We start from the raw sequence: 21,320 nt of genomic DNA, 5'->3' as shown, positions 1-21,320 counted from the left end.
GATAAATATTCCCAATATAAAACTTATATTTCTATAAAAAAAAGTAGCATAATAGCTACTCCTTTTTGCTTTGTTTCTCATATTGTTCAAACGTATGAATTCTTTCAAAAATTGGTGGGTGCGTGTATAAGAAAAATTTCACTAACGCAGGCGGATTTACTTGGCTTAAACTTGTTTTTGATAAATATTGAAAAGTTTTCACACCAGATTTTCCGTCCTTCGTCATATTTAAAGCATATTGATCTGCCGCTCTTTCTTCTATACGTGAAACATAGTTTGTTGCTGGTTGTGCTGCAAAAGAGAGTATAGAAGAAATTAAGAAAAATAAAGGTAAAATGGAGAAACATGCCACTTTTGAAATTTGCAATGTATCTCCCCATTTGCGAATACACATATTTATAATACGACTAATTAAAAACATACCTATAAACGATAGCAATACATAACTTGCAACGCCAAAATATATATGCTTCATAACGTAATGCCCCATTTCATGGGCCATGATAAATAAAATCTCTTTATCTTTTAACTGCTTAAGCGTTGTATCCCACATTACAATACGGGCGTTAGGGCCAATTCCTGTTACGTAAGCATTTAATGCATTCGTTTTTTCTGACATATTTACTTCATATACGTGTTTAGCAGGAATATCCGCTTTGTCTGCTATCGCTAAAATTTTCGTTTCTAATTCTTTATTTTTCAGCGTCGAGAAGTCGTTATAAAGCGGATCAATAACGACAGGCTGTATGAATGTTAAAAAGATTGTAAATGGAACAGAGAGCGCCCATCCTGCGAGCCACCATCTCTTCGGAAATTTACGGATAAGCCATAATAGAACGGTAACTACGATTAACATAGTCGCATAACTTTCCCAAAAACCGATAACATGATCTTTTATCCAGCTTTGTGTACTTTGCGTTGAAATGCCGTAATCAACGGACACTTTCCGGCCAATCCATTGCATCGGTAAGGCAAGCACTGTTGTCAGTAATGATAAATAAAAGAAATAAATCGCAACTTGCAAAACACTTATTTTAGTCGTTTCCTTCGACCATTTCTCAAACTTTCTTGAAATACCTAGCACAAGTACAAATAATAAAATAATCCATTCAAGAGGCGTCGCTAAAAAGTATAGTAAATTTTTCACGCGCGAATAATCTTGGCTTAGCGTAAGCTCTCTAGCACTCATAAACGTTTCTGGATCTGCACTCGTTCCCTTATACATGTCCGGAATAAGTTCATGATTCCATCCAAATAAATACCAATATATAAGTAACGCAAATCCAACGTACAAAAAAAGCGACCAACCAATAACCTTCCTCACGCTATTCCCTCCTCTATGCTGCCTGTCTATTATTATTGTAAGTTCGTACACGCTAAATTAGAACAAGCTTATTATGTGAATTGCTCTGAATCTTTTTATTTACATAAAAAAACTCTTCTACATAAGAAGAGTTTTACCTATCTTTAAACATTTTCTTCGATTCACAATCCGTAATAAGGATCACACTTACAAACCAACACGTACCCTACTTGGTTTTTAGATAACATAAAAAGCCTCTTTAAGGAAGTACATCTATTAATAAACTAAAATCTTGTAAAGAGAAAGAACTATATTTCATAATACCCTGTACAGCTAAAAGTAAAACAAGACCGATCACACACATATAGTTAACGCTTTCTTCATTCTTTTTTTCAGTAACGACTCCACCACTTATACATAAAATCCCCAACAAATGGAGCGCTAAATACATGAAAAAATAAGCTTCCTCCCAGCGCAAAATAACATTCACTGTCGTTATTAACACTAGACTAAGTAAAATCAAATAAAAAAACTTATTTGATGATATCGTTTCATTCATATAATTTTATACATCCCTTTCAAATTTCGAATTAATGATGTTTCAAAGCTATAAAGTAAATGATTGTTTTCATACCATAAAACAAAAGGAAAGCCACCATTACTTTCTCGAATACTTTATGAATCCACATATACTTCTCTTCATTCTTTTTGAAGATGCGCTTCATCATTTCTTCTACAATTAGACCAAATATTAGTAAAACCCCGAACACAATAAGAAGAGAAATAATATTTTCTTTTAAATGAGTACTAGAAAATACGTAATACTCTGGAAACACAATCGTATCTACTACAGGTTGGAGCCAATGACAAACGCTTTTATCACACATATCTGTAATAGACGTAGAATCTATAATGTCTTTTAATATTTTTTCAACCGTCTTCTTCATCTTATTTACTCCCGACTACATCTGAAAAGCTCTTTTTCTGCTCTGCATATATAACTGGCACTTCTTTACTCCAATATTTGCGATTAACAAATAAAAAGATAAGTACTAAGTTTAATCCTGTTATAAAAATAATAAGTCCAGGAAAGAATGTCGTATAACTTGAGAAATCGGCAAAACTCATAATTTTTTCTCTACTTATTAGAAAAGACGCACCTATTACAAATGCATTGTTTAACATATGTATTGCAATTGGCATGAGTAAACTTTTCGTACGAATATATACGATTGACAATACGATGCTGAATATGGCTGCACCGAGGAAATCAACATGTAACAACGCAAACAATATTGCTACAACGATGGTCGCTATGCTCGTTCCCCATTTTGTTGCAAAACGTTGAAGTAAAAATCCGCGAAAAACAAATTCCCCGATAATTGGTGCGATGAATACGACCCTAATGACTTGAGATACATATCCCCCAGTACTATCTACAATTGGTTCATGCAGGGCGTTCATAATAAAGTCCGGTGTAATCCATGCAAAACTATACATATACAAAATAAGATACCCGTAACTAAACATGCATAACATAACCGTAATGTATAAAACTTGTACCAAGTTAAATGTTTCATTTTTATTAACAAATAATGAAAATGAAATGTGGTGCTTTCTATACTCATAAGAAATCCATACCATCGGAAGGATATAGAATATAAGGATATTTATAAAAGAAGAATTTTGTATATGAAATATACTTGTTAGCAAATCGCCACTACTTCTCGCTATTAAAATTAATAGTGCAAATACAATTAAAAAATATCTAGCTCGCATCACTTGAAACGGGTTCACACTCATCTCCTCCCCTATGTTACTTTTATCATATCATTTGATTCTTAATTTTTTGCGAAAGAAAACCTTAAAATTTCCTTAAAAATTCCATAAGTTACAAAATGATGATATGATATTCGAGAAAATTAGGAGGGATGTTTATGTACCAAGCAAATATTTTACTCGTTGATGATGAAACAGCAATTTTACAATTACTAACTACCATTCTTGAAAAAGAAGGCTTTTCTCATATTACAACTGCAACATCAGCTGAAATGGCTTTATCTCTAACTAAGCAAAACAATTACGATTTAATTATTTTAGATGTAATGCTTCCTGGACAATCTGGTTTTGATATTTGTCCAATCATTCGCCAACAAACAGATTGTCCAATTTTCTTCCTATCAGCAAAAGCATCTGATTTAGATAAAATATCCGGATTTTCATACGGTGCAGATGATTATATTACGAAACCCTTTAATCCATTAGAAGTAGTAGCACGCATGAAAGCACAGCTTCGGAGACATATGAAACAAACCGTACCACACGAACAAAAATCACACTCGATTTCATTTGGAAGATTTGAAATTGATCAGCACTCTGCAGAACTAACAGTAGATGGGCACATTGTCGAATGCTCCGCTCAACTCTTTCAACTACTACTCTTCTTTTGCGAGAATCCGAACTACGTATTTTCGAAAGAGGAAATATACGAAAAAGTTTGGGGAGCACCTGCCTATAATGGCGATGACAACACTGTTATGGTCCACATTCGAAAACTACGTGAAAAAATTGAACATGATCCAAGTAAACCAGAATATATAAAAACCGTTCGCGGGCTTGGTTATAAGTTCGTTACAAAGTAGGGTGACGATATGAATTTTAATAAACGACTTATTATTCAATTTATCATGCAACACGTTTTTGTTTTAGTTACATTACTTATCGCTGTAGTTGCTGCTTTTACTTATTTAATTTTTCTTCTTACTAGTACTTTATACGAACCTAACATTCCAGATTCTGATAGTTTTACAATTTCAAGATACATCTCTTCAGAAGATGGGCATATTTCGTTACAATCTGAAGTGCAAGATTTAATAAAGGAGAAAAATGATTGGCTCCAAGTTGTAGATGAAAACGGAAAAATCCTCTACCACTTTAATACACCAAATGATGTTCCGAATGCTTATACGAAGACATCTTTAGTCGCATATATACAACATCATATCGAAAGTAATTATAAATTTACATATTGGGAAATTGAATTAGAAGAAAAGAAAGTACTTGTTATTTATGGTGGTATGTTAAAAAGCAATGCGTTACTGACAGCAATTCAAAAGGATCACTCCTCTTTAACGATGGATTCGTTCACATTAACAGATCAAGAAAAACAGTTACTGTCTAAAGAAAAAGCAGCACTTCAAATATTTAATCAAAATGGCGAAGAGGTTTTTGCCTATCCAGCTGGAAAGAAAAAAACATTTTCAGCAATACAAATCGCCCTTAATGAAAAAGAACCGTGGAATCATAAAGAAAATACGTCTAGCTTTTACGATGCAAATAGTGGCAACCTTCTCGTTGTAACTGCAAAAAATGAGCACTACTATCCAGGTGACGAAATTGAAGATGTATTTACTAAGAAGTTTCTCATCGGATGCGGATTAATCCTTCTTATCGTATTTGTTTATTTAGTCATTCTTTCTATTTGGTACGGTAATAAATTCGGGAAACCGTTATTACATGCGATGCGCTGGCTTAAAAATATCGCTGGTGGAAAGTATGAAGAACCTATTAGTAAAAAAGGAAAACCCGTCAGGTTCCGGCGATCTGGTAAAGAAAAATGGTCATTCCGTTTGTTTAGAGATGTAACAAGTTCACTAGAACACCTTTCTATTACACTCAAAAAAAATGATGCGATGAGGCAAGTCCTCCAGCAAACACGAGAAGAATGGATTACCGGTCTAACACACGACTTAAAAACACCACTTAGCTCTATATATGGCTACGCATTATTACTCGAATCGAATCAATATAACTGGACTGATCGTGATATTCAGCAATTTGGTAGTGTTATGAAAGAGAAATCTCAATATATGACGACATTAATTGATGATTTAAGCTTAACGTATCAATTAAAAAATAACAGCCTTCCTGCCCAACACGTAAACGTTGAAATCAATCAGTTCGTTCAAAAAGTGTTATTGCAATTTATTAACAATCCAACACTCCAAAATCAAAATATTGAATTCGTACCGAGCTCAAATAAAATTCAATATTTCATTGAAGAAAAATGGTTCCAGCGTATTATCGAAAACTTACTCGTAAATGCTGTAAAACATAATAACGAAACAACTACTGTCATCGTAAAATTATCACAAAACGCTAATTCCTTTACACTCTCCATTTCAGATGACGGAAAAGGAATGGATGAAAAAACGAAAGAACTTCTATTTGAACGATATTACCGCGGAACAAACACAGAAGAAAGCAACATCGGAACTGGACTTGGCCTAGCCATTACAAAACAGCTCGTTCATGCTCATAACGGAACAATTTCCATTGATAGTGCACTCGGAAAAGGAACGACGATTATTCTTGTATTTCCGTTTCGTTCGTAGGAAAGACGCTATGTGGCGTCTTTTTTCTTTTCTGGGGTGATTTTACAGTGATTGAAATTATGTGGATCGTTTTTTTGAGGTGTTTTATCGGTATATGAAATTATATCGGCGCAATTCGAATTATATCAGCGATTTTTTGAATATATCAGCGCAACTCGAATTATATCAGCGATTTTCTAGATATATCGACTTACCGACAAAAACCGACAATACTAACCTGCTTCCCTACTATACAAAGTAAAAGTAAAAATAAAACTATTAACAAATACATTTCTAAACTGTTATACTATAAATAGAAGTATAAACTAACTAAGTTTTGCATAAAATGAAGTAGACGAGGTGCTTCCAACACCCCGTCACTGCAACTAATTACCGCAAGGTGGAAGGTTGCAACTAAAGCTTATTTGCGCTTAGAAGACTTCCCACGCTTCGCAGGCAGACGGGTGGTCTTCTTTTTGCGCTTTTTTTGCCGTTAATTTCTTAAATCCAAAAACTATACCTTCTCTAGCTATAGTTTTTGTAATTTCCAACAAAATTTGCAAAAGAAATTCCATACGATTACACCTCCTTTCTTCACAAAATGAAGAAAGGGCATAACCTTCCACCCGCAATATTTAATTGCTATTTTATTTTACCATTTTCATATGTATTACAGATAAAACAATACAAATTTAACAATCCACTTATAAAAAAAGCGAACCATCTCCCAATGATTCGCTCTTACCCTATTATTTTTTCTTCACCGGTATCCAAAGCTCTACTTGTGCAAACTCACTCTTATCTTCGTGGCAACGCTCATCGTACAGTTCAAACTCTGTAACTCCGCAATGTTCATACCCTGAATGCGGAAACCATTCTGAGAATACTGCATTCCAAGTTTGGTGGATAGACGATACCATTTCTTCATGAGGAACTTTCGGCGTTGTAAATACTGCATATGTTGCTGCCGGGAAAGTACGCTTTGCAATTTCATTTGGTACATTTTCAAAGTCTGTAACTTCCATTCCGATAATGTAAGTGAAGTCCCCTGTTTCTAAATCAAAATCAGTACATAATCCAAGCTCTACCCATTGGCTCGTATCTTTACGATTCGGAATTGTTGTCCCAAGATCTTTTTGTAAATATTCTTGCCAAAATGCTGGAATGTCTTGATGGTTTTTCCCTTCTTTACTTGTCGTCTTCAGTTCATAACCCGCCACTAAAAATTCTGGTTTATTTACAATACAATATTCCATTTGTATACCTCCTAAATACGGATTTAATTTTCTTTGCTTTACATTTACTCTGTAATACATCGGTGTTTCGATTTCTTGTTTTCGATATTCACTCGGTGTCATTTGAAATAATTTTTTAAAGGCTCTCGTGAACGTTTCGTGAGATTGAAAGCCATGTTCAAACGCGATATCAATAACTTTTTCATCCGTATGAGAAAGTTGATAAGCTGCCCGGGCTAACCTCCTCTTTCGAACATACTCCATTACCGTATCACCTACTAACGCCTGAAATACACGATGAAAATGAGACTCAGAAAAACCTGCAACCCGCGCTAAATTACGCAGCGTTTGTTTTTCCATTACATCTTCCTCAATATAATCAATTGACCTTTGAATTTGTGTTTCATAGCTTTCCATCTCTGTTCACCCGCCTTATATGTATTATGATAAAAGAGAACGCAATCCAATTCTTGACGTTTTTTACTATAATTCCATAAAAAATTGTAACTTTTTTATATGTATTTCGTTGTTATGTATGAAGGGAGGGAAATGTAGTGAAACGTAAACAATCATTAGAAGAAATTTACTCAGAGCATATGCAAGATTTATTTCGCTATCTTCTCTCCCTAACCGGAGATTCCCACTATGCGGAAGATCTCATGCAAGAAACATTTTACCGAATGCTCGTCCATATTGACTATTATAAAGGAGAAGAAATTAGGCCTTGGTTATTTACAATTGCCTACAATGCCTTTATCGATTGGTATCGAAAAGAAAAAAAGTATAAAACAACTACAGTGGAAGAATTCCATTTACCAAACGTGCCAAGTACAGAACATGGATATTTCGTAAAACATGAGATTGCTAGTTGGTTAGACCGTTTATACGCTCTTCCGCTCGAAAGACGAAATGTCCTACTACTACGAGATTACTATGGATTCTCCTATAAGGAAATAGCAGAAATGACTGGTCTCTCATTAGCGAAAGTGAAAATTGAATTACACAGGGGACGGAAAGACACGAAAAGCATAAAGGAGTGATACGGATGGGTTGTACAGAATTTAAAAAACTATGGAAGAAGTATGAAAATGGAACGCTCACGCATGATGAACAAGAACTGTTAGAAAGTCATATTGAGTCATGTGAAGAGTGTGAAGCTTACTTAGATGAGCTGTTAACAAAAACAGAACCAATTAAGAAAAAGTTACCTCCAAAAAATCTTAAAATTCCTTTTTGGAGAATTAAGTGGAAACATCGTTTACAAACGTTTGGTTTTATATTATCAATTTGCATCGTTATCTATATAATCGGCGGGGTATTATCAGCCTTTTATTTTCAAGCTAATAATGATAAAAGGCTAGAAGAAATTAGAGAGGTTCCTTCGCTTGCACTTGAAGCAACGATCCCAAATAGCCGCGTTATGGGAGGCGGAACAAGTGTAGAAGCTTTTTTCCGTACGAATAGCCAATTTGATTTAGTACGAACCGTCGGTAAAAAAGAAATGCCCCTCGGTACAATAGAAACAAAAAGCTTCTTATCATCTGTAGATGTTACGAAGCGAACTTGGATGAATCCGTTCTATCAACCAAAACTCTTCTTTGTTCATCCAAAAACAGAGCAGGGTGATTATTTAAAGGATTCATCAAAAAAAGTATGGGATACACTTGCAAAAGTACATGATGGAACCGTTGCAGAAGTAGCAATTTCTTTTGATAAAGCTTACACTTTAAAAGAATTAGAACCGCTTTTATATAGCACATTTGAGGCACAAGAACTCCCTCCAACTCCTTTATGGTATGCTTTAGATACAGGACAAGAAAGAAAAAATGTAGATGACTATATCCTACATGGCGGAGAAGCTATAGGGTTTCCAGAACATGTAAGATTCCTCGCTAATGAAACTGACGGGCAGAAAACGCAAGAAGACAAAGTAACCGAAATGATGCGCGTCCTTTCTATCCATAAAAAAACGGTAAGCAAAATAGCAGCGCTTTCTGAGAAAGAACTAAACTTAGATAAACGTTATGAATATGTAAAAGAGAATGGCGTAAAAGTATACGGCATTGTCATTACTGGCCCGTCGAAAGAGTTATTAAAATTACAAAACTCCCCGCACGTACGTTATGCGACTCTTGGAGATATTGAGATTTGGAATTGGTTTGATCATTAATAAAAAAGAAGTAGCGCTCTAAAAACGATGCGCTACTTCTTTTTTAATTCGAAATCACTTTCACATACATCCCTCTCACCGCTTTTTCATAAGCAATATCACTCATCTGTCTTATGTTTTCTGACACAACAGATGCTGGAATAACTTCACCTTCACGAAGTAACGGAGGATCAATAAGACGGACTTTATTTTTCTGATACAAATCGTAATCGTCTCTATCTTCTTTTACTTTTACATTGGGATGAACTTTTCTTAATAAAGCATGGACTTCTGAATCATTACATTGCTGCAATTTCGAAATAAGCTCAGCATCTTCAAGAAGGAAATCATCTGCATGAATAACCTTTTTATGAAGAGCTAACTTTAACGTTTTCACTAACATATCATTTCCGTAAATATTCATTGGTTTCATAAAGAAATCGATTACTTCTTTGTAATACGTTTCTGTAAACCACTCTGCCATTTCGATACTTTGAAGGACCATTTTCCCCTCTACTGCGATAATATCCTCTAAAAATCTATGAACCTCTTCTAAAGAAATATATCCGTATGTATACATATCTCGTAACGTATAATCCACTCGATCTGCACATAATTCGGGCGCTGACCTTTCCAGTAATGTCCACTTCGAATCATCTAATAAAATATCTTCATAGTTATAACCATGCTTCGCAAGGATCGCTGGAATTTCTGAGTTTTTCACAACAGAACTAAATATCTCTTCATGATAACTTTCATCTTCATTATCAAAAACGTAATCAATCACGTGGGAAAAGGCAGTATGCGATACGTCATGCAGTAAACTAGCGATCTGTTCTTCTACTGAACCACCTAGTTTTTTAACTAATAACATAACACCAACTGAATGATCAAAGCGCGTTACATTCCATTTCTCGTTCACTAAGTAACTTGCGCCATTTTGATGAATTCCCTTTAGTCTTTGCATAGACTTACTTGAAATTAATTCTTCTACTACTTGATCCACTTCAAATTCTCCGTATAGTACATCTGATATGATCACTTACAATCCCCCTTTATTTTAATCGAGTCTTATAATCGTATCTCTTTTATGAAATTAGCACCAACATAAATATTTATTTTTATTTGTTTTTATTAAAAAAAATAGAGAGCCATCAACTCTCTATTTCATAACCCCTATTCAAACGTAACTTCTACCTGCACAATCTCCGACCTACTACCAAGTCTAAGCGGGGGTCCCCAAAATCCAAATCCAGAAGAAACAATTGCGTGGAACGCACCTTTTTGTGCGTATCCCCAGTCTAGCTCGTACATTCTTCTCGTTACAATATGATTGGGCGCCATTTGTCCGCGGTGCGTATGACCGGATAATAATAAATCTACACCTGCCGCTGCTGCTTGTTTCAACTCAAATGGCTGGTGATCCATTGCGATAACAGGCATCGATTTATCTACCGTACTCATTAATTGTTCAAAGCTTTGACGATCTCGCTCTGTTTTATCTCTTCTTCCAACGAGATAAAAGTCATCTTCAATTGTAATTACTTCATCTAAAAGAATACGAATATCAATCTTATCCATCTCTTGTAAAAACTCTGGAACCGCTCTACCGTAGTATTCATGGTTTCCTAATACGCCATATACGCCTAATGGTGCTTTCATTTGTTTCATGATTGGTCCCATATTCTTTTGAATGAACACACCTGGATGATCATCGATAATATCACCTGGTAGCAAAATAATATCGGGCTCCATCTCATTTACATGACGAACAAGTCTTTTTAAATGCGAAACGCCAGACAGTTTACCGAAATGCATATCAGAAGCCATCGCAATGCGTAAACTTTTACGCCCCTCTACCTTTTTCGGTATGTGCACCTCGTACTTTCTTACTACCGGGCTATACGCATTAAATACTCCATACGCAAAGATAAAGATAAATGCAGCTATCACAGCCGCCCCTGTCCAAATAATTGCCGCTTCTTTCTCTACTGAAAACTGTAAAAGAAAGACCATAATATTAGCTAATGGCAACAACATAAGCGCGTATTGTATGACCGCGAACCAAATTGAACCGATCGTTCGTAGAAATGGCAAAAACTTAAACACTTGCACGAGAATGTACGCATATGAAATAAATGCGACTATGAAAGCATAATATCCCCAAGATTCCCAGCCAAATACCGCATGAAGCCAAACCCATCCGTTCCAGCCGATGTAAAACATAAGTAGTGTGTATATAATTAATATGGTAAATATATTGAGATAACGAAGATTCTTCACAGCCAGCCTCCTTATTGATTTCTTTTATTATAACTTGTTATGCACTTATAACGTAAATATTAAGCGCTTCAATCTTCAGAATAAGAACATTGATAAACATATTGTCTTAAAATTTTTAAGAACGGCTGTAATGGACATTTTCGAGTCTTAAGTGTTGGATGAAATTCTATTATCTTTATCCTTCAAAACTCATCTATGCAATTATGCATAACCATCCATTCCGTTTTATTTTCATGTTACGATATAAATGTAATACGACATATATCGACAAAGATAAAAGGAAGTGATTGTATGAAACGTTCTAAAACATATTTAAAATGTTTAGCATTATCCGCTGTTTTTGCTAGTAGCGCTTTAACTCTTTCAACACCTGCTGCTTACGCTCAAACGACGTCACAAGTTGTAACAGATATCGGGCAAAATGCAAAAACACATACGAGCTATAATACATTTAATAATGATCAAACTGATAATATGACAATGTCTTTAAAGGTAACTTTTATCGATGACCCAAGCGCTGATAAACAGATTGCCGTTATTAATACAACTGGTAGTTTTCTAAAAGCAAATCCTACTATAAGTGATGCACCTATTGATAACTACCTAATCCCTGGCGCTAGTGCAACATTACGTTATCCTTCACAATATGATGTTGCATTTAACCTTCAAGATAACAGCGCTCGTTTCTTTAACGTAGCACCTACAAATGCTGTAGAAGAAACGACTGTAACATCTAGCGTATCTTATCAACTTGGTGGCTCTGTTAAAGCTTCTGTAACGCCTAATGGCCCTAGCGGTGAAGCTGGTGCAACTGGTCAAGTCACTTGGTCTGACTCTGTAAGCTATAAACAAACTAGTTATAAAACAAATTTAATTGACCAAACAAACAAAAACGTAAAGTGGAACGTATTCTTTAACGGATATAACAATCAAAACTGGGGTATTTACACACGTGACTCCTATCATTCTTTATATGGAAACCAACTTTTCATGTACTCTCGCACATACCTATATGAATCTGATGCAAAAGGTAATTTAATACCGATGGATCAACTTCCAGCATTAACAAATAGCGGTTTCTCTCCTGGTATGATTGCTGTTGTTATCTCTGAAAAAAATACAGATCAATCTAACTTACAAGTCGCTTATACAAAACACGCCGATGATTACCAACTTCGTCCAGGCTTCACATTCGGAACTGCAAACTGGGTTGGAAACAACGTAAAAGACGTTGATCAAAAAACATTTAATAAATTGTTCACACTAGATTGGAAGAATAAAAAATTGGTAGAGAAAAAATAAAGAAAACCGAACCGCCACTTAGATGACGGTTCGGTTTTTATTTAAATCACAAAATCCTCCGGAATAAACACTTTCACTTCTTTCGGCTGTACGTATACGAAATCACCCGCTTGAATGCTGAGATGCTTGAACTGTTCTTTACTTATTTCTGCTTCTAAGTACTCATCTGTTCCATCTCGTTTTAATTCTACATATACGACAGGTCCAACTGCGTGAGAGTATGATACTTTGGCCGGGATTGCATCTACGCTTTGTTTCGTACGAGAGATTGATAAGTCATGCGGCCTTACGTAGGCTATTCCGTCTACGTTGGAAACGTGCTTATGCTCTGGTGCTTCTAGTTCGACCAACCCTACATTTAGCTTTCCTTTATGAACGCGGCCGTGAAATAAATTTACATTTCCTAAAAAGTCATATACAAACGGACTTGCTGGGTTTTCATATACTTCTTCCGGTGTTCCCATTTGTTCAATGCAGCCTTCATTCATTACAACGATGCGGTCTGCAACGTCTAATGCTTCCTCCTGATCATGCGTTACGAATACGCTCGTAATTTGAAATTCGTCATGTAATTTCCGGAGCCATCTCCGTAATTCTTTTCTCACTTTTGCATCAAGTGCACCGAACGGTTCATCGAGTAATAAAATTTTCGGTTCGACTGCAAGTGCCCGGGCTAGTGCAATACGTTGACGTTGTCCACCAGATAATTGCGCTGGATAACGTTTAGCAAAGCCGTCCATTTTTACGAGCTTTAATAATTCTATTACTTTTTCTTCTATCGCTTCTGCTGACGGTCTTAAGCTTTTCTTTCTTACTTTTAAACCGAAAGCGACATTCTCAAATACATTCATATGTTTAAAGAGCGCATAGTGCTGAAAGACGAAACCGACTTGCCTGTTTTTCACGTGAATGTCTGTTAAATCTTCTCCATCAAATGAAACAGAGCCTCCATCCGCTTCTTCTAATCCTGCAATAATGCGTAATAACGTCGTTTTCCCAGAACCTGACGGGCCTAATAAGGCAACAAGTTCACCTTTTGGAATATCCAAATGAATGTCTGTTAGTGCTTGAAATGTACCATATTGCTTTGATACACCTTGAATTTGAATACTCACCGTAATCCCCCTCTTATTGTCGTTTTTCCATTCGCCATTCAATCCAGTTTTTTATAACGAGTGTAAACACTGCAATTAATGACATTAACGTCGCTACTGCAAATGCTGCTGAAAATTGATATTCATTGTACAAAATTTCAATATGGAGCGGCATCGTGTTCGTAATGCCACGCACGTGACCTGATACGACAGAAACGGCTCCAAACTCACCGATAGCACGAGCATTACATAGAATCATGCCGTATAAAAGACCCCATTTGATATTTGGAAGCGTAACGCGCCAAAACATTTTCCAGCTACTTGCGCCAAGTGATAACGCTGCCTCTTCTTCACTTTTCCCTTGCGCCTGCATAATCGGAATTAATTCACGTGCAACGAACGGGAAGGTTACAAAGATTGTTGCAATAATAATGCCTGGTACAGAGAAAATGAGTTTCACTCCATGTTCAAGTAACCATTCGCCAAGAGCACCCCTCGGTGTGAAAAGTAAAACGAATACTAATCCTGCGATAACTGGTGACACAGCAAACGGCAGTTCAATAAGAGAGAGTAATACTTGTTTTCCTTTAAACTGAAACTTTGTAATAAGCCATGCCGCTGCGATTCCGAATACCGTATTCAGCGGTACAACGATTAACGCAACGAGAAGCGTTAACCTAATTGCTGAAAATGCTTCTTGATCAGTGATAGCGGCAAAGTATACATCCATCCCTCTTTCAAAGGCTTTTAGAAAAATAGTTATGAGTGGCAGTAATAGAAAGAGAGATAAAAATAAAACTGTAATCGTAATTAATATGCCTGGTACAAGCTTAGATTCTTTTTTAGCTGATACGCTTTTTACTATTTTCTTTTCTAATACTGTTGGTTCCATTTTCTCTCCCCCTATTCACTTTTTAGTTCATGCCTTCTACTCCAGCTTTGAATCATATTAATAAGAAGAAGGAAAAGGAGAGAAATAATAAGCATCACGGTCGCTACAGCTGTTGCCCCCGCGTAATCATATTGTTCTAGTTTCGTCATAATCATCAGTGGTGCAATTTCTGTTTTCATCGGCATATTACCTGCGATGAAAACGACAGATCCGTATTCTCCTAATGCTCTTGCAAATGCGAGTGAAAAACCGGCAAGAAGAGCGGGAAAGATCTCTGGTAAAATGATTTTCACAAATATTTGCAAGCGGGATGCACCTAAACTCGAAGCCGCCTCTTCTACTTCTTTATCAATATTTTGCAGCACTGGTTGCACCATTCGAACGACAAATGGTAAACCGATAAAAGTAAGCGCAACGATAATTCCGAGTGGTGTAAAAGCTACTTTTATATGAAACAGACTAAATATTTTCCCAATCCATCCATTTTCCGCATAAAGCGTTGTAAGTGTAATACCAGCTACAGCTGTCGGAAGTGCAAACGGTAAATCAATGAGTCCATCTAATAGTCGTTTCCCTGGAAACTTGTAGCGTACGAGCACCCAAGCTATTAATAAACCGAAAATGGCATTTACAATAGCAGCTGCAAATGAAGTTGTAAAACTAACTTGATAGGAATGCAACACACGCTCGTTCGTTATAACCCCAGCGAACTTCTTCCAACCTAACTGTGAAGTTTGAATAAATACGATAGAAAGTGGTATAAGTACGAATAAGCTCATGTACAACATTGTAAATCCAAGCGATAATCCAAACCCTGGTAAAACACGCTTCTTCCTCATCCTCTTTCACCTCATCCCCCTTTAGCAGTACGCATTATTTTTGATAAATTTTATCGAATACGCCGCCGTCATTAAAGTGTTTTTCTTGTGCTTTTTTCCAGCCACCAAATAGTTCATCTACTGTAAATAATTGAACTTTCGGAAATTGAGATGCATATTTTTCTGCTACTTTTTCATTACGCGGACGATAAAAGTTTTTCGCCGCAATTTCCTGTCCTTTTTCTGAGTACAAATATTCAAGATACCCTTCTGCTACTTTTTTCGTTCCTTTTTTATCAACGACTTTATCTACAACCGCTACTGGTGGTTCTGCAAGTACACTAATAGAAGGGGTTACAATTTCAAATTTATCTTTTCCAAGCTCTTTTTGGGATAATAACGCTTCATTTTCCCATGCGATTAATACGTCACCAATTCCTTTTTCAACAAATGTTGTCGTTGCTCCGCGCGCTCCTGAATCTAATACTTCTACGTTTTTATAAATTTGGCTAACAAACTCTTTCGCCTTATCTTCACTATGATTATATTTTTTCAATGCGTATCCCCACGCCGCTAAATAGTTCCAACGTGCTCCGCCTGATGTTTTTGGGTTTGGTGTAATGACAGACACACCTTTTTTCGTTAAATCATCCCAGTCTTTAATTCCTTTCGGGTTTCCTTTTCGAACAAGAAATACAATTGTTGACGTGTATGGAGTGGAATTATTCGCAAGTCGCTTCTGCCAATCTTCTGCTAATTGTTTTTTCTTGCTAATGGCATCAATATCATAAGCAAGTGCTAGTGTAACAACGTCTGCTTCTAAGCCATCAATAACAGAGCGCGCTTGACTTCCAGATCCCCCGTGTGATTGTTTTACATTTACTGTTTGCCCATGCTTCTCTTTCCAATACTTCGCAAAATCTTTATTGAAATCTTGATATAACTCCCTCGTTGGATCATAAGAAACATTTAAAAGCTCAACTGTTTTTTTATCTCCACTTCCTTCAGAATTACTAGTGGATGTTGCCGAACCACACCCTGATAAAAGTACAACTGCTGATAATAAAACACCTGTACTTTTCATAAACGCTGTCTTACCCCACTTTTTCATCGTTAAGCCCCCTTAGTTTATACAATAGAAAAAGGCACACAATATATTCACAAATGTGAACATTGTGCGCCTTCAGTTTATCTGATTAGCTTCTAATGTATTGTATTCGATTTCTTTTCATTTTAATTCTGTAATTCATATGTGTCAACTTGGAATTTGAATTTTCTTGCTAAACTAAAATATTGGCATACTTCGAGCCCAATGATTTTTCAAATCAGCAAATTCTTTTGGTAACTTACTATTTTCATTCCATTCTAATTTATATGTATTTACTAACACCGTAGCCATTGATTCACAGTCCACTACTCCATTTTGATTAAAATTACCGTTCTTATCATTTTCAGATTTCATCCATAATTTCACAAATAAGATATTGCACTCGCCGTAAGCGTTAATCCCTTCTGTTCTATGTATATCTCCTCCTTGTTGGTCATATGAAGCTTTAAATATATGGCACCACAGCTTAATCAATGCACAAAAAAATGAGGCAACCACCTTCAAAGATGGTTGCCTCATTTTTACACTTGCATCGCTTTCTCTCTCAATGCTCTTCTTAACAACTTACCAGTCGTATTCTTCGGTAATTCTATTAAAAACTCAATGCTTTTCGGCACTTTATATTTCGCTAAATGTAACGTACAGTAATGCATTAGTTCTTCTTCTGTTACGTTCGTTTGTTTCAGAACGACGTAAGCTCGCACTGCTTCTCCTAAGTTTTCATCAGGAACACCGATTACAACAACTTCCGCTACTGATTCGTGCGTATATAATACTTCTTCTACTTCACGAGGGTATACGTTATAACCGCCAACTAAGACGATATCTTTTTTACGATCAACGATATAGAAGTAACCTTCTTCATCCATTTTCGCCAAGTCACCTGTATATAGCCAGCCGTCTTTCAATGTCGCAGCTGTATCTTCTGGTGCATTATAGTATCCTTTCATAACGTTAGGTCCGCGAACGATTAATTCACCGACTGCGCCGACAGGTACTTCTTCCCCAAGTTCATTTACAATTTTATTTTCTACATGCCAAATATTTGTGCCAATCGACCCTGGTTTACGAGGACGATCTAGCGGATTGAAACAAGTAACTGGTGAGGCTTCTGATAAACCGTATCCTTCTGAAACAATAACGTTAAAACGTTTTTCAAAGTTTTGTAGAAGAGCAACAGGCATCGATGCGCCACCGGAAATACAAAGACGAAGCGTCTTCACATCTTCTGCGCTTGCTTCTTCAAATAAATATAAATAATTGTACATCGTCGGTACGCCAGCAAAGATCGTTGGTTCGTACGTGCGACAAATACGGAATACTTCTTTCGGACTAAATTTCGGTAACATTAAAATCGTTGCCCCGTTCACAATCGGTGCATTTACCGCAACTGTTAAACAGAATACATGGAACATAGGCAGTGCCGCAACAACACGGTCATCAGCCGTATATTGTAAATACGAAGCCACATCGCTCGCATTACTATATAAATTTTTATGTGTTAACATAGCGCCTTTCGGTTTTCCAGTTGTGCCCGAAGTGTATAGGATAACCGCTACATCTTCTTCATCTAGTTCAGGACCTTCGTAAGTTGTATCTCCAGTCCCCACAAAACTAGTAAACGTTTTCATTTTTTCGGTTTCTGTATGGTTAAAATCTGATGAGGTTTCGCATATGATGATGTTTTCTAATGAAGGAAGTCTTGTTGTAAGAGATTGTATAACAGGTAGAAGGACGTCGAGTACGATGATTGTTTTTACATCTCCATTTTGTAAAATATAATGCATTTCGTCTGCTGTATAAATTGGATTAACTGGAATAACAGTTGCTCCGGCTTTCATTGTTCCGTATAAACCGACCAAAAAATGTGGTGAGTTCCCAACAACTAATGCGACATTGTCCCCTTTTCCAATGCCCATTTCTGCTAAATTGCTAGAAAACCTTGTGACCATTTTGTTTAATTGGTCATATGAGACCGACTGATCCATAAATATATAAGCCGGTTTATCCCCCTTCTTTTTTGCCGTTTCAGCCAAAGATTGAACGAGATTCACAAAAACCCCACCTTTATAAAATTTAGAATATTTAAAAATTCTAAATTAATTATATTAAAAGAAAATTAAAGTAGCAAGTGATATTCTATTAACTGCATATAGACAGCTCACCTTCTCTTAGTTTACTTTGGAAAAATAAGGGGATTTTATTTACAAGTAATTTATGAAACTAGACCAGAAATCATTTTAGGATAATATGCATTCATCTTTTCTCTAAGTTTATTAAGTTCCTCTTTATTTAACGTCGTATGCTCGCCGTGCAAGTTAAGAGCGTCCGCTCCATCTTCATGAAAATACACCGTAACATATAACGTCGGTAACCCTTTGTTGTTTTCATCTATTGATAAGACGACATCTGGCTTTTTATTAACAGTGCTGAATGTTTCATTTCTTTTCCACTTCTTATTTTGAAACATGTCTTGTATATCATGTATCTTTCGTTTGTTATCTGTATGCGTAAAATATATAACATTATCCTCAGCCGGTTTTCCGATAGACAAAATTGTACGACTTGAGGGCAATCCACTGTTACACGCTGTCATTCCGATGACGAAGCTGAGCAATAATATAACGTACATTACTCTTTTCATTTCGATTCGCCTCCTTTTGAATATATATATTCCTTTACGAGGGGCAAATGTCCTGTGATTTTATGTTTTGTGGTAAATGAAATTATATGAGCGATTTTTCAGTTATATCAGCGCAACTCAATTTATATCGGCGATTTTCCAAATATATCAGCGCAACTCGGTTTATATCGGCGATTTTTCAAATATATCGACTTACCGACAAAACCTGACAATCTACGCAAAAAGAAAGAGGCTGCCCGTTATGGAAGCCTCCCTCATTTTTAGAAGAATAAATGTAAGAAATCTTCTGTTGTAATATTACCGAAGTAGCGTTTAATATCTACGCCTTCTAAAGCTGCAGTGAATGCATCTTTATCAAATTGTACGCCTGTTAGACGCTCTTCAATATCATGCACATCTAGTGAACCGAAGAAGTCACCGTAAATTTTGCATTCTGTTACAGTTCCTTTTTTCACTTCAAGACGAACGTCAACTTGTCCAACTGGGAAGCGGTGTGAATGTTGTAAGTTGAACTTCGGAGATTTTCCGTAGTTCCAGTCCCAATTGCGGTAGCGCTCTTCAGAAAGTTTATGGATCTCTTTCCAATCCTCTTCTGTTAATTCATACGTTGGAATTTCTGTTTCTCCTTCGAAAATTGTTTCTAGAAGAAGTTGTCTAAACTCTTCTGTCGTCATTTCTTCGTTTAGGAACTCTGTAATGTTCGCAACGCGGCTACGGATTGATTTAATACCTTTTGATTGAATTTTATCCATTTTTACTTTTAACGCTGATACGACGTGATCGATTTCAGAGTCAAATAATAACGTACCGTGACTGAACATACGACCTTTCGTTGAGAACTGCGCGTTACCTGAAATTTTTCTGCCTTCAGCTAAAATGTCGTTACGACCACTTAGTTCTGCATTTACACCTAATTTGCCAAGCGCTTTCGTTACAGGCTCTGTAAATTTTTTGAAGTTGCTGAAACTGTCTCCATCATCTTTCGTAATAAAACTGAAGTTTAAGTTTCCTAAATCATGATATACTGCGCCTCCGCCTGATAGACGACGAACGACATGAATACCTTTTTCTTTTACGTAATCTGCATTAATTTCTTCTACTGTGTTTTGGTTTTTACCAATGATAATCGAAGGCTCATTAATGTAAAACAGTAAATATGTTTCGTTAATATCTAAATTCTTCACACAATATTCTTCAATCGCTAAGTTTATTCTAGGGTCTGTAATTCCTTTATTATCAATAAATAACATCGTATCACCTCATGAGTTCCATACGTAGCCACTATGCGCTAGCGTAATATGGCCACTGAAAATTTGTTTTGCTTCTGTTACTAAATCAGATGGGTTGCCTGTATGCGGTAAGTGCGTTAATAAAAGTTCTTTTACATTCGCATCTTTTGCAATACTTGCTACTTCTGTACTATTCATATGCCCTGCTTTTGCAGCCTCTTGATGTGCATACATATTACACTCACAAATGAAAAGATCAGCATCTTTCGTGAATGGAATAAACTCAGGAATATAACTGGAATCAGCGCTGTATACTACGATATCACTACCTGCTGTAATGCGCATCGCAAAGCATGTAACAGGATGAACAGTTTTTAAGAATGAAATCGAGAACGGTCCAATTTGAAGTGTTTCTTCTGGATTGTACGGGATTCCTTTCGTATGCGGTTCATGCGTTAAAGAATGGAATCCATTCTCATCAAATGTATGACCGTATATTGGTAGTTCTGGTAGTTGCCTTGTTGTCGCACTCGTAATTAGTCTCGCATATTGCAATACCCCAATGTCTGCAACATGATCGTGATGATAGTGCGACAGTACAACTGCATCTATATCAGACGGTGTTATATATTTTTGAAGCTGTGCTAGTACACCACTACCACAGTCTACAAGTAAACGAAAACCATCGTGTTCAAACAAATACCCCGACGTTGCTTCTCCCGCTTCTGGAAAGCCGCCCCAAAAGCCGACAACAGTCATTTTCATATGTATCCATCCTTTCTAAAACCGAGTAGAAATGCATGTTTTGCTTACATCCTACATTGTTAACTATAATCCATTTCCTAAACTTTTTCATTAATTTTCAATTTTGTTATAAAACAGTTATTGAC

22 protein-coding genes and 1 pseudogene are annotated in these 21,320 nt (G+C 36.3%); 6 read left to right on the top strand and 17 right to left on the bottom strand.

The annotated features are described in order from the left end of the window. Nucleotides 1-55: 55 nt before the first annotated feature. The 4 genes from M1D73_RS05685 to M1D73_RS05670 all read right to left on the bottom strand — a co-directional run bounded on the left by M1D73_RS05685 (nt 56) and on the right by M1D73_RS05670 (nt 3,100). Nucleotides 56-1,324 carry a M48 family metallopeptidase gene (locus M1D73_RS05685; protein WP_001233314.1) on the bottom strand — a complete coding sequence of 423 codons (1,269 nt, stop codon included), beginning with the start codon at nt 1,322-1,324 and terminating at the stop codon, nt 56-58. Between the two features lie 238 nt (nt 1,325-1,562). Then, on the bottom strand, nt 1,563-1,862 hold the full coding sequence (locus M1D73_RS05680; protein WP_001006050.1) for a DUF2101 family protein: 300 nt from the start codon (nt 1,860-1,862) through the stop codon (nt 1,563-1,565). Between the two features lie 31 nt (nt 1,863-1,893). Next, nucleotides 1,894-2,250 carry a hypothetical protein gene (locus M1D73_RS05675; protein WP_000754338.1) on the bottom strand — a complete coding sequence of 119 codons (357 nt, stop codon included), beginning with the start codon at nt 2,248-2,250 and terminating at the stop codon, nt 1,894-1,896. 1 nt (nt 2,251) lies between these two features. Beyond that, nucleotides 2,252-3,100, bottom strand: coding sequence for a CPBP family intramembrane glutamic endopeptidase (locus tag M1D73_RS05670; RefSeq protein ID WP_001067988.1), 849 nt, complete (start codon nt 3,098-3,100; stop codon nt 2,252-2,254). A 140-nt stretch (nt 3,101-3,240) separates the two neighbouring features. On the opposite strand from M1D73_RS05670, the gene M1D73_RS05665 reads away from it, so the two are divergent. Further along, on the top strand, nt 3,241-3,945 hold the full coding sequence (locus M1D73_RS05665; RefSeq protein ID WP_000283871.1) for a response regulator transcription factor: 705 nt from the start codon (nt 3,241-3,243) through the stop codon (nt 3,943-3,945). Nucleotides 3,946-3,954: 9 nt separating this feature from the next. Next, complete coding sequence (locus M1D73_RS05660) at nt 3,955-5,697, top strand: sensor histidine kinase (protein WP_098771865.1); 1,743 nt, start codon at nt 3,955-3,957, stop codon at nt 5,695-5,697. A gap of 410 nt (nt 5,698-6,107) precedes the next feature. On the opposite strand, the gene M1D73_RS05655 is transcribed toward M1D73_RS05660, so the two are convergent. Together M1D73_RS05655 and M1D73_RS05650 are read right to left on the bottom strand one after the other, a co-directional pair. Beyond that, the gene (locus M1D73_RS05655; protein ID WP_006916098.1) at nt 6,108-6,251 is read right to left on the bottom strand and encodes a hypothetical protein; all 144 of its coding nucleotides are present in this window, start codon (nt 6,249-6,251) and stop codon (nt 6,108-6,110) included. A gap of 174 nt (nt 6,252-6,425) precedes the next feature. After that, a complete protein-coding gene (locus tag M1D73_RS05650; protein WP_481158000.1) occupies nt 6,426-7,328 on the bottom strand; it encodes an AraC family transcriptional regulator in 903 nt (300 codons plus the stop codon). Nucleotides 7,329-7,465: 137 nt separating this feature from the next. On the opposite strand from M1D73_RS05650, the gene M1D73_RS05645 reads away from it, so the two are divergent. Both M1D73_RS05645 and M1D73_RS05640 read left to right on the top strand, forming a co-directional pair. Beyond that, nucleotides 7,466-7,951: an RNA polymerase sigma factor gene (locus tag M1D73_RS05645; RefSeq protein ID WP_121868119.1), complete on the top strand. Its 486-nt coding sequence runs from the start codon at nt 7,466-7,468 to the stop codon at nt 7,949-7,951. A gap of 5 nt (nt 7,952-7,956) precedes the next feature. Next, nucleotides 7,957-9,081: an anti-sigma factor gene (locus M1D73_RS05640; protein ID WP_121868118.1), complete on the top strand. Its 1,125-nt coding sequence runs from the start codon at nt 7,957-7,959 to the stop codon at nt 9,079-9,081. A gap of 43 nt (nt 9,082-9,124) precedes the next feature. On the opposite strand, the gene M1D73_RS05635 is transcribed toward M1D73_RS05640, so the two are convergent. Both M1D73_RS05635 and M1D73_RS05630 read right to left on the bottom strand, forming a co-directional pair. Beyond that, nucleotides 9,125-10,102 (bottom strand): HD domain-containing protein, encoded by a 978-nt coding sequence (locus tag M1D73_RS05635; RefSeq protein WP_000587075.1) that lies wholly within the window; start codon nt 10,100-10,102, stop codon nt 9,125-9,127. 134 nt (nt 10,103-10,236) lie between these two features. Further along, nucleotides 10,237-11,343 carry a metallophosphoesterase gene (locus M1D73_RS05630; protein WP_000793735.1) on the bottom strand — a complete coding sequence of 369 codons (1,107 nt, stop codon included), beginning with the start codon at nt 11,341-11,343 and terminating at the stop codon, nt 10,237-10,239. Nucleotides 11,344-11,377: 34 nt separating this feature from the next. Here M1D73_RS05630 and M1D73_RS05625 point away from each other — a divergent pair. Together M1D73_RS05625 and cytK2 are read left to right on the top strand one after the other, a co-directional pair. Further along, nucleotides 11,378-11,491: pseudogene (locus M1D73_RS05625) on the top strand (TetR family transcriptional regulator); the annotation flags it as partial. Between the two features lie 143 nt (nt 11,492-11,634). Further along, the gene (gene cytK2, locus M1D73_RS05620; RefSeq protein WP_000830618.1) at nt 11,635-12,645 is read left to right on the top strand and encodes a beta-channel forming cytolysin CytK2; all 1,011 of its coding nucleotides are present in this window, start codon (nt 11,635-11,637) and stop codon (nt 12,643-12,645) included. 41 nt (nt 12,646-12,686) lie between these two features. Here the strand turns inward: cytK2 and M1D73_RS05615 are convergent, their stop codons facing one another. The 9 genes from M1D73_RS05615 to M1D73_RS05575 all read right to left on the bottom strand — a co-directional run bounded on the left by M1D73_RS05615 (nt 12,687) and on the right by M1D73_RS05575 (nt 21,195). After that, on the bottom strand, nt 12,687-13,760 hold the full coding sequence (locus tag M1D73_RS05615; RefSeq protein ID WP_000027099.1) for a sulfate/molybdate ABC transporter ATP-binding protein: 1,074 nt from the start codon (nt 13,758-13,760) through the stop codon (nt 12,687-12,689). Nucleotides 13,761-13,773: 13 nt separating this feature from the next. Next, nucleotides 13,774-14,631, bottom strand: a complete 858-nt coding sequence (gene cysW, locus M1D73_RS05610) for a sulfate ABC transporter permease subunit CysW (RefSeq protein ID WP_048656903.1) — start codon at nt 14,629-14,631, stop codon at nt 13,774-13,776. Between the two features lie 11 nt (nt 14,632-14,642). Continuing rightward, the gene (gene cysT, locus M1D73_RS05605; protein ID WP_001227879.1) at nt 14,643-15,470 is read right to left on the bottom strand and encodes a sulfate ABC transporter permease subunit CysT; all 828 of its coding nucleotides are present in this window, start codon (nt 15,468-15,470) and stop codon (nt 14,643-14,645) included. Between the two features lie 34 nt (nt 15,471-15,504). Beyond that, on the bottom strand, nt 15,505-16,560 hold the full coding sequence (locus M1D73_RS05600; RefSeq protein WP_000758697.1) for a sulfate ABC transporter substrate-binding protein: 1,056 nt from the start codon (nt 16,558-16,560) through the stop codon (nt 15,505-15,507). 174 nt (nt 16,561-16,734) lie between these two features. Next, nucleotides 16,735-16,911 carry a hypothetical protein gene (locus M1D73_RS05595; RefSeq protein ID WP_033689289.1) on the bottom strand — a complete coding sequence of 59 codons (177 nt, stop codon included), beginning with the start codon at nt 16,909-16,911 and terminating at the stop codon, nt 16,735-16,737. Nucleotides 16,912-17,078: 167 nt separating this feature from the next. Continuing rightward, entirely contained in the window at nt 17,079-18,611 is a 1,533-nt protein-coding gene (locus tag M1D73_RS05590) for a fatty acid--CoA ligase family protein (RefSeq protein ID WP_001055178.1), read from the bottom strand. A 161-nt stretch (nt 18,612-18,772) separates the two neighbouring features. Continuing rightward, nucleotides 18,773-19,201: a hypothetical protein gene (locus M1D73_RS05585; protein ID WP_000832611.1), complete on the bottom strand. Its 429-nt coding sequence runs from the start codon at nt 19,199-19,201 to the stop codon at nt 18,773-18,775. Nucleotides 19,202-19,461: 260 nt separating this feature from the next. Next, nucleotides 19,462-20,451 (bottom strand): lipoate--protein ligase, encoded by a 990-nt coding sequence (gene lplA / locus M1D73_RS05580; RefSeq protein WP_121868116.1) that lies wholly within the window; start codon nt 20,449-20,451, stop codon nt 19,462-19,464. Between the two features lie 9 nt (nt 20,452-20,460). Further along, nucleotides 20,461-21,195, bottom strand: a complete 735-nt coding sequence (locus M1D73_RS05575; RefSeq protein WP_000784675.1) for an MBL fold metallo-hydrolase — start codon at nt 21,193-21,195, stop codon at nt 20,461-20,463. Nucleotides 21,196-21,320 lie beyond the last annotated feature (125 nt).

The organism is Bacillus sp. PK3-067 (assembly GCF_056738645.1).
The sequence above is the reverse complement of the archived record's forward strand: the minus strand, read 5'-3'. Positions and strand labels throughout refer to the sequence as shown.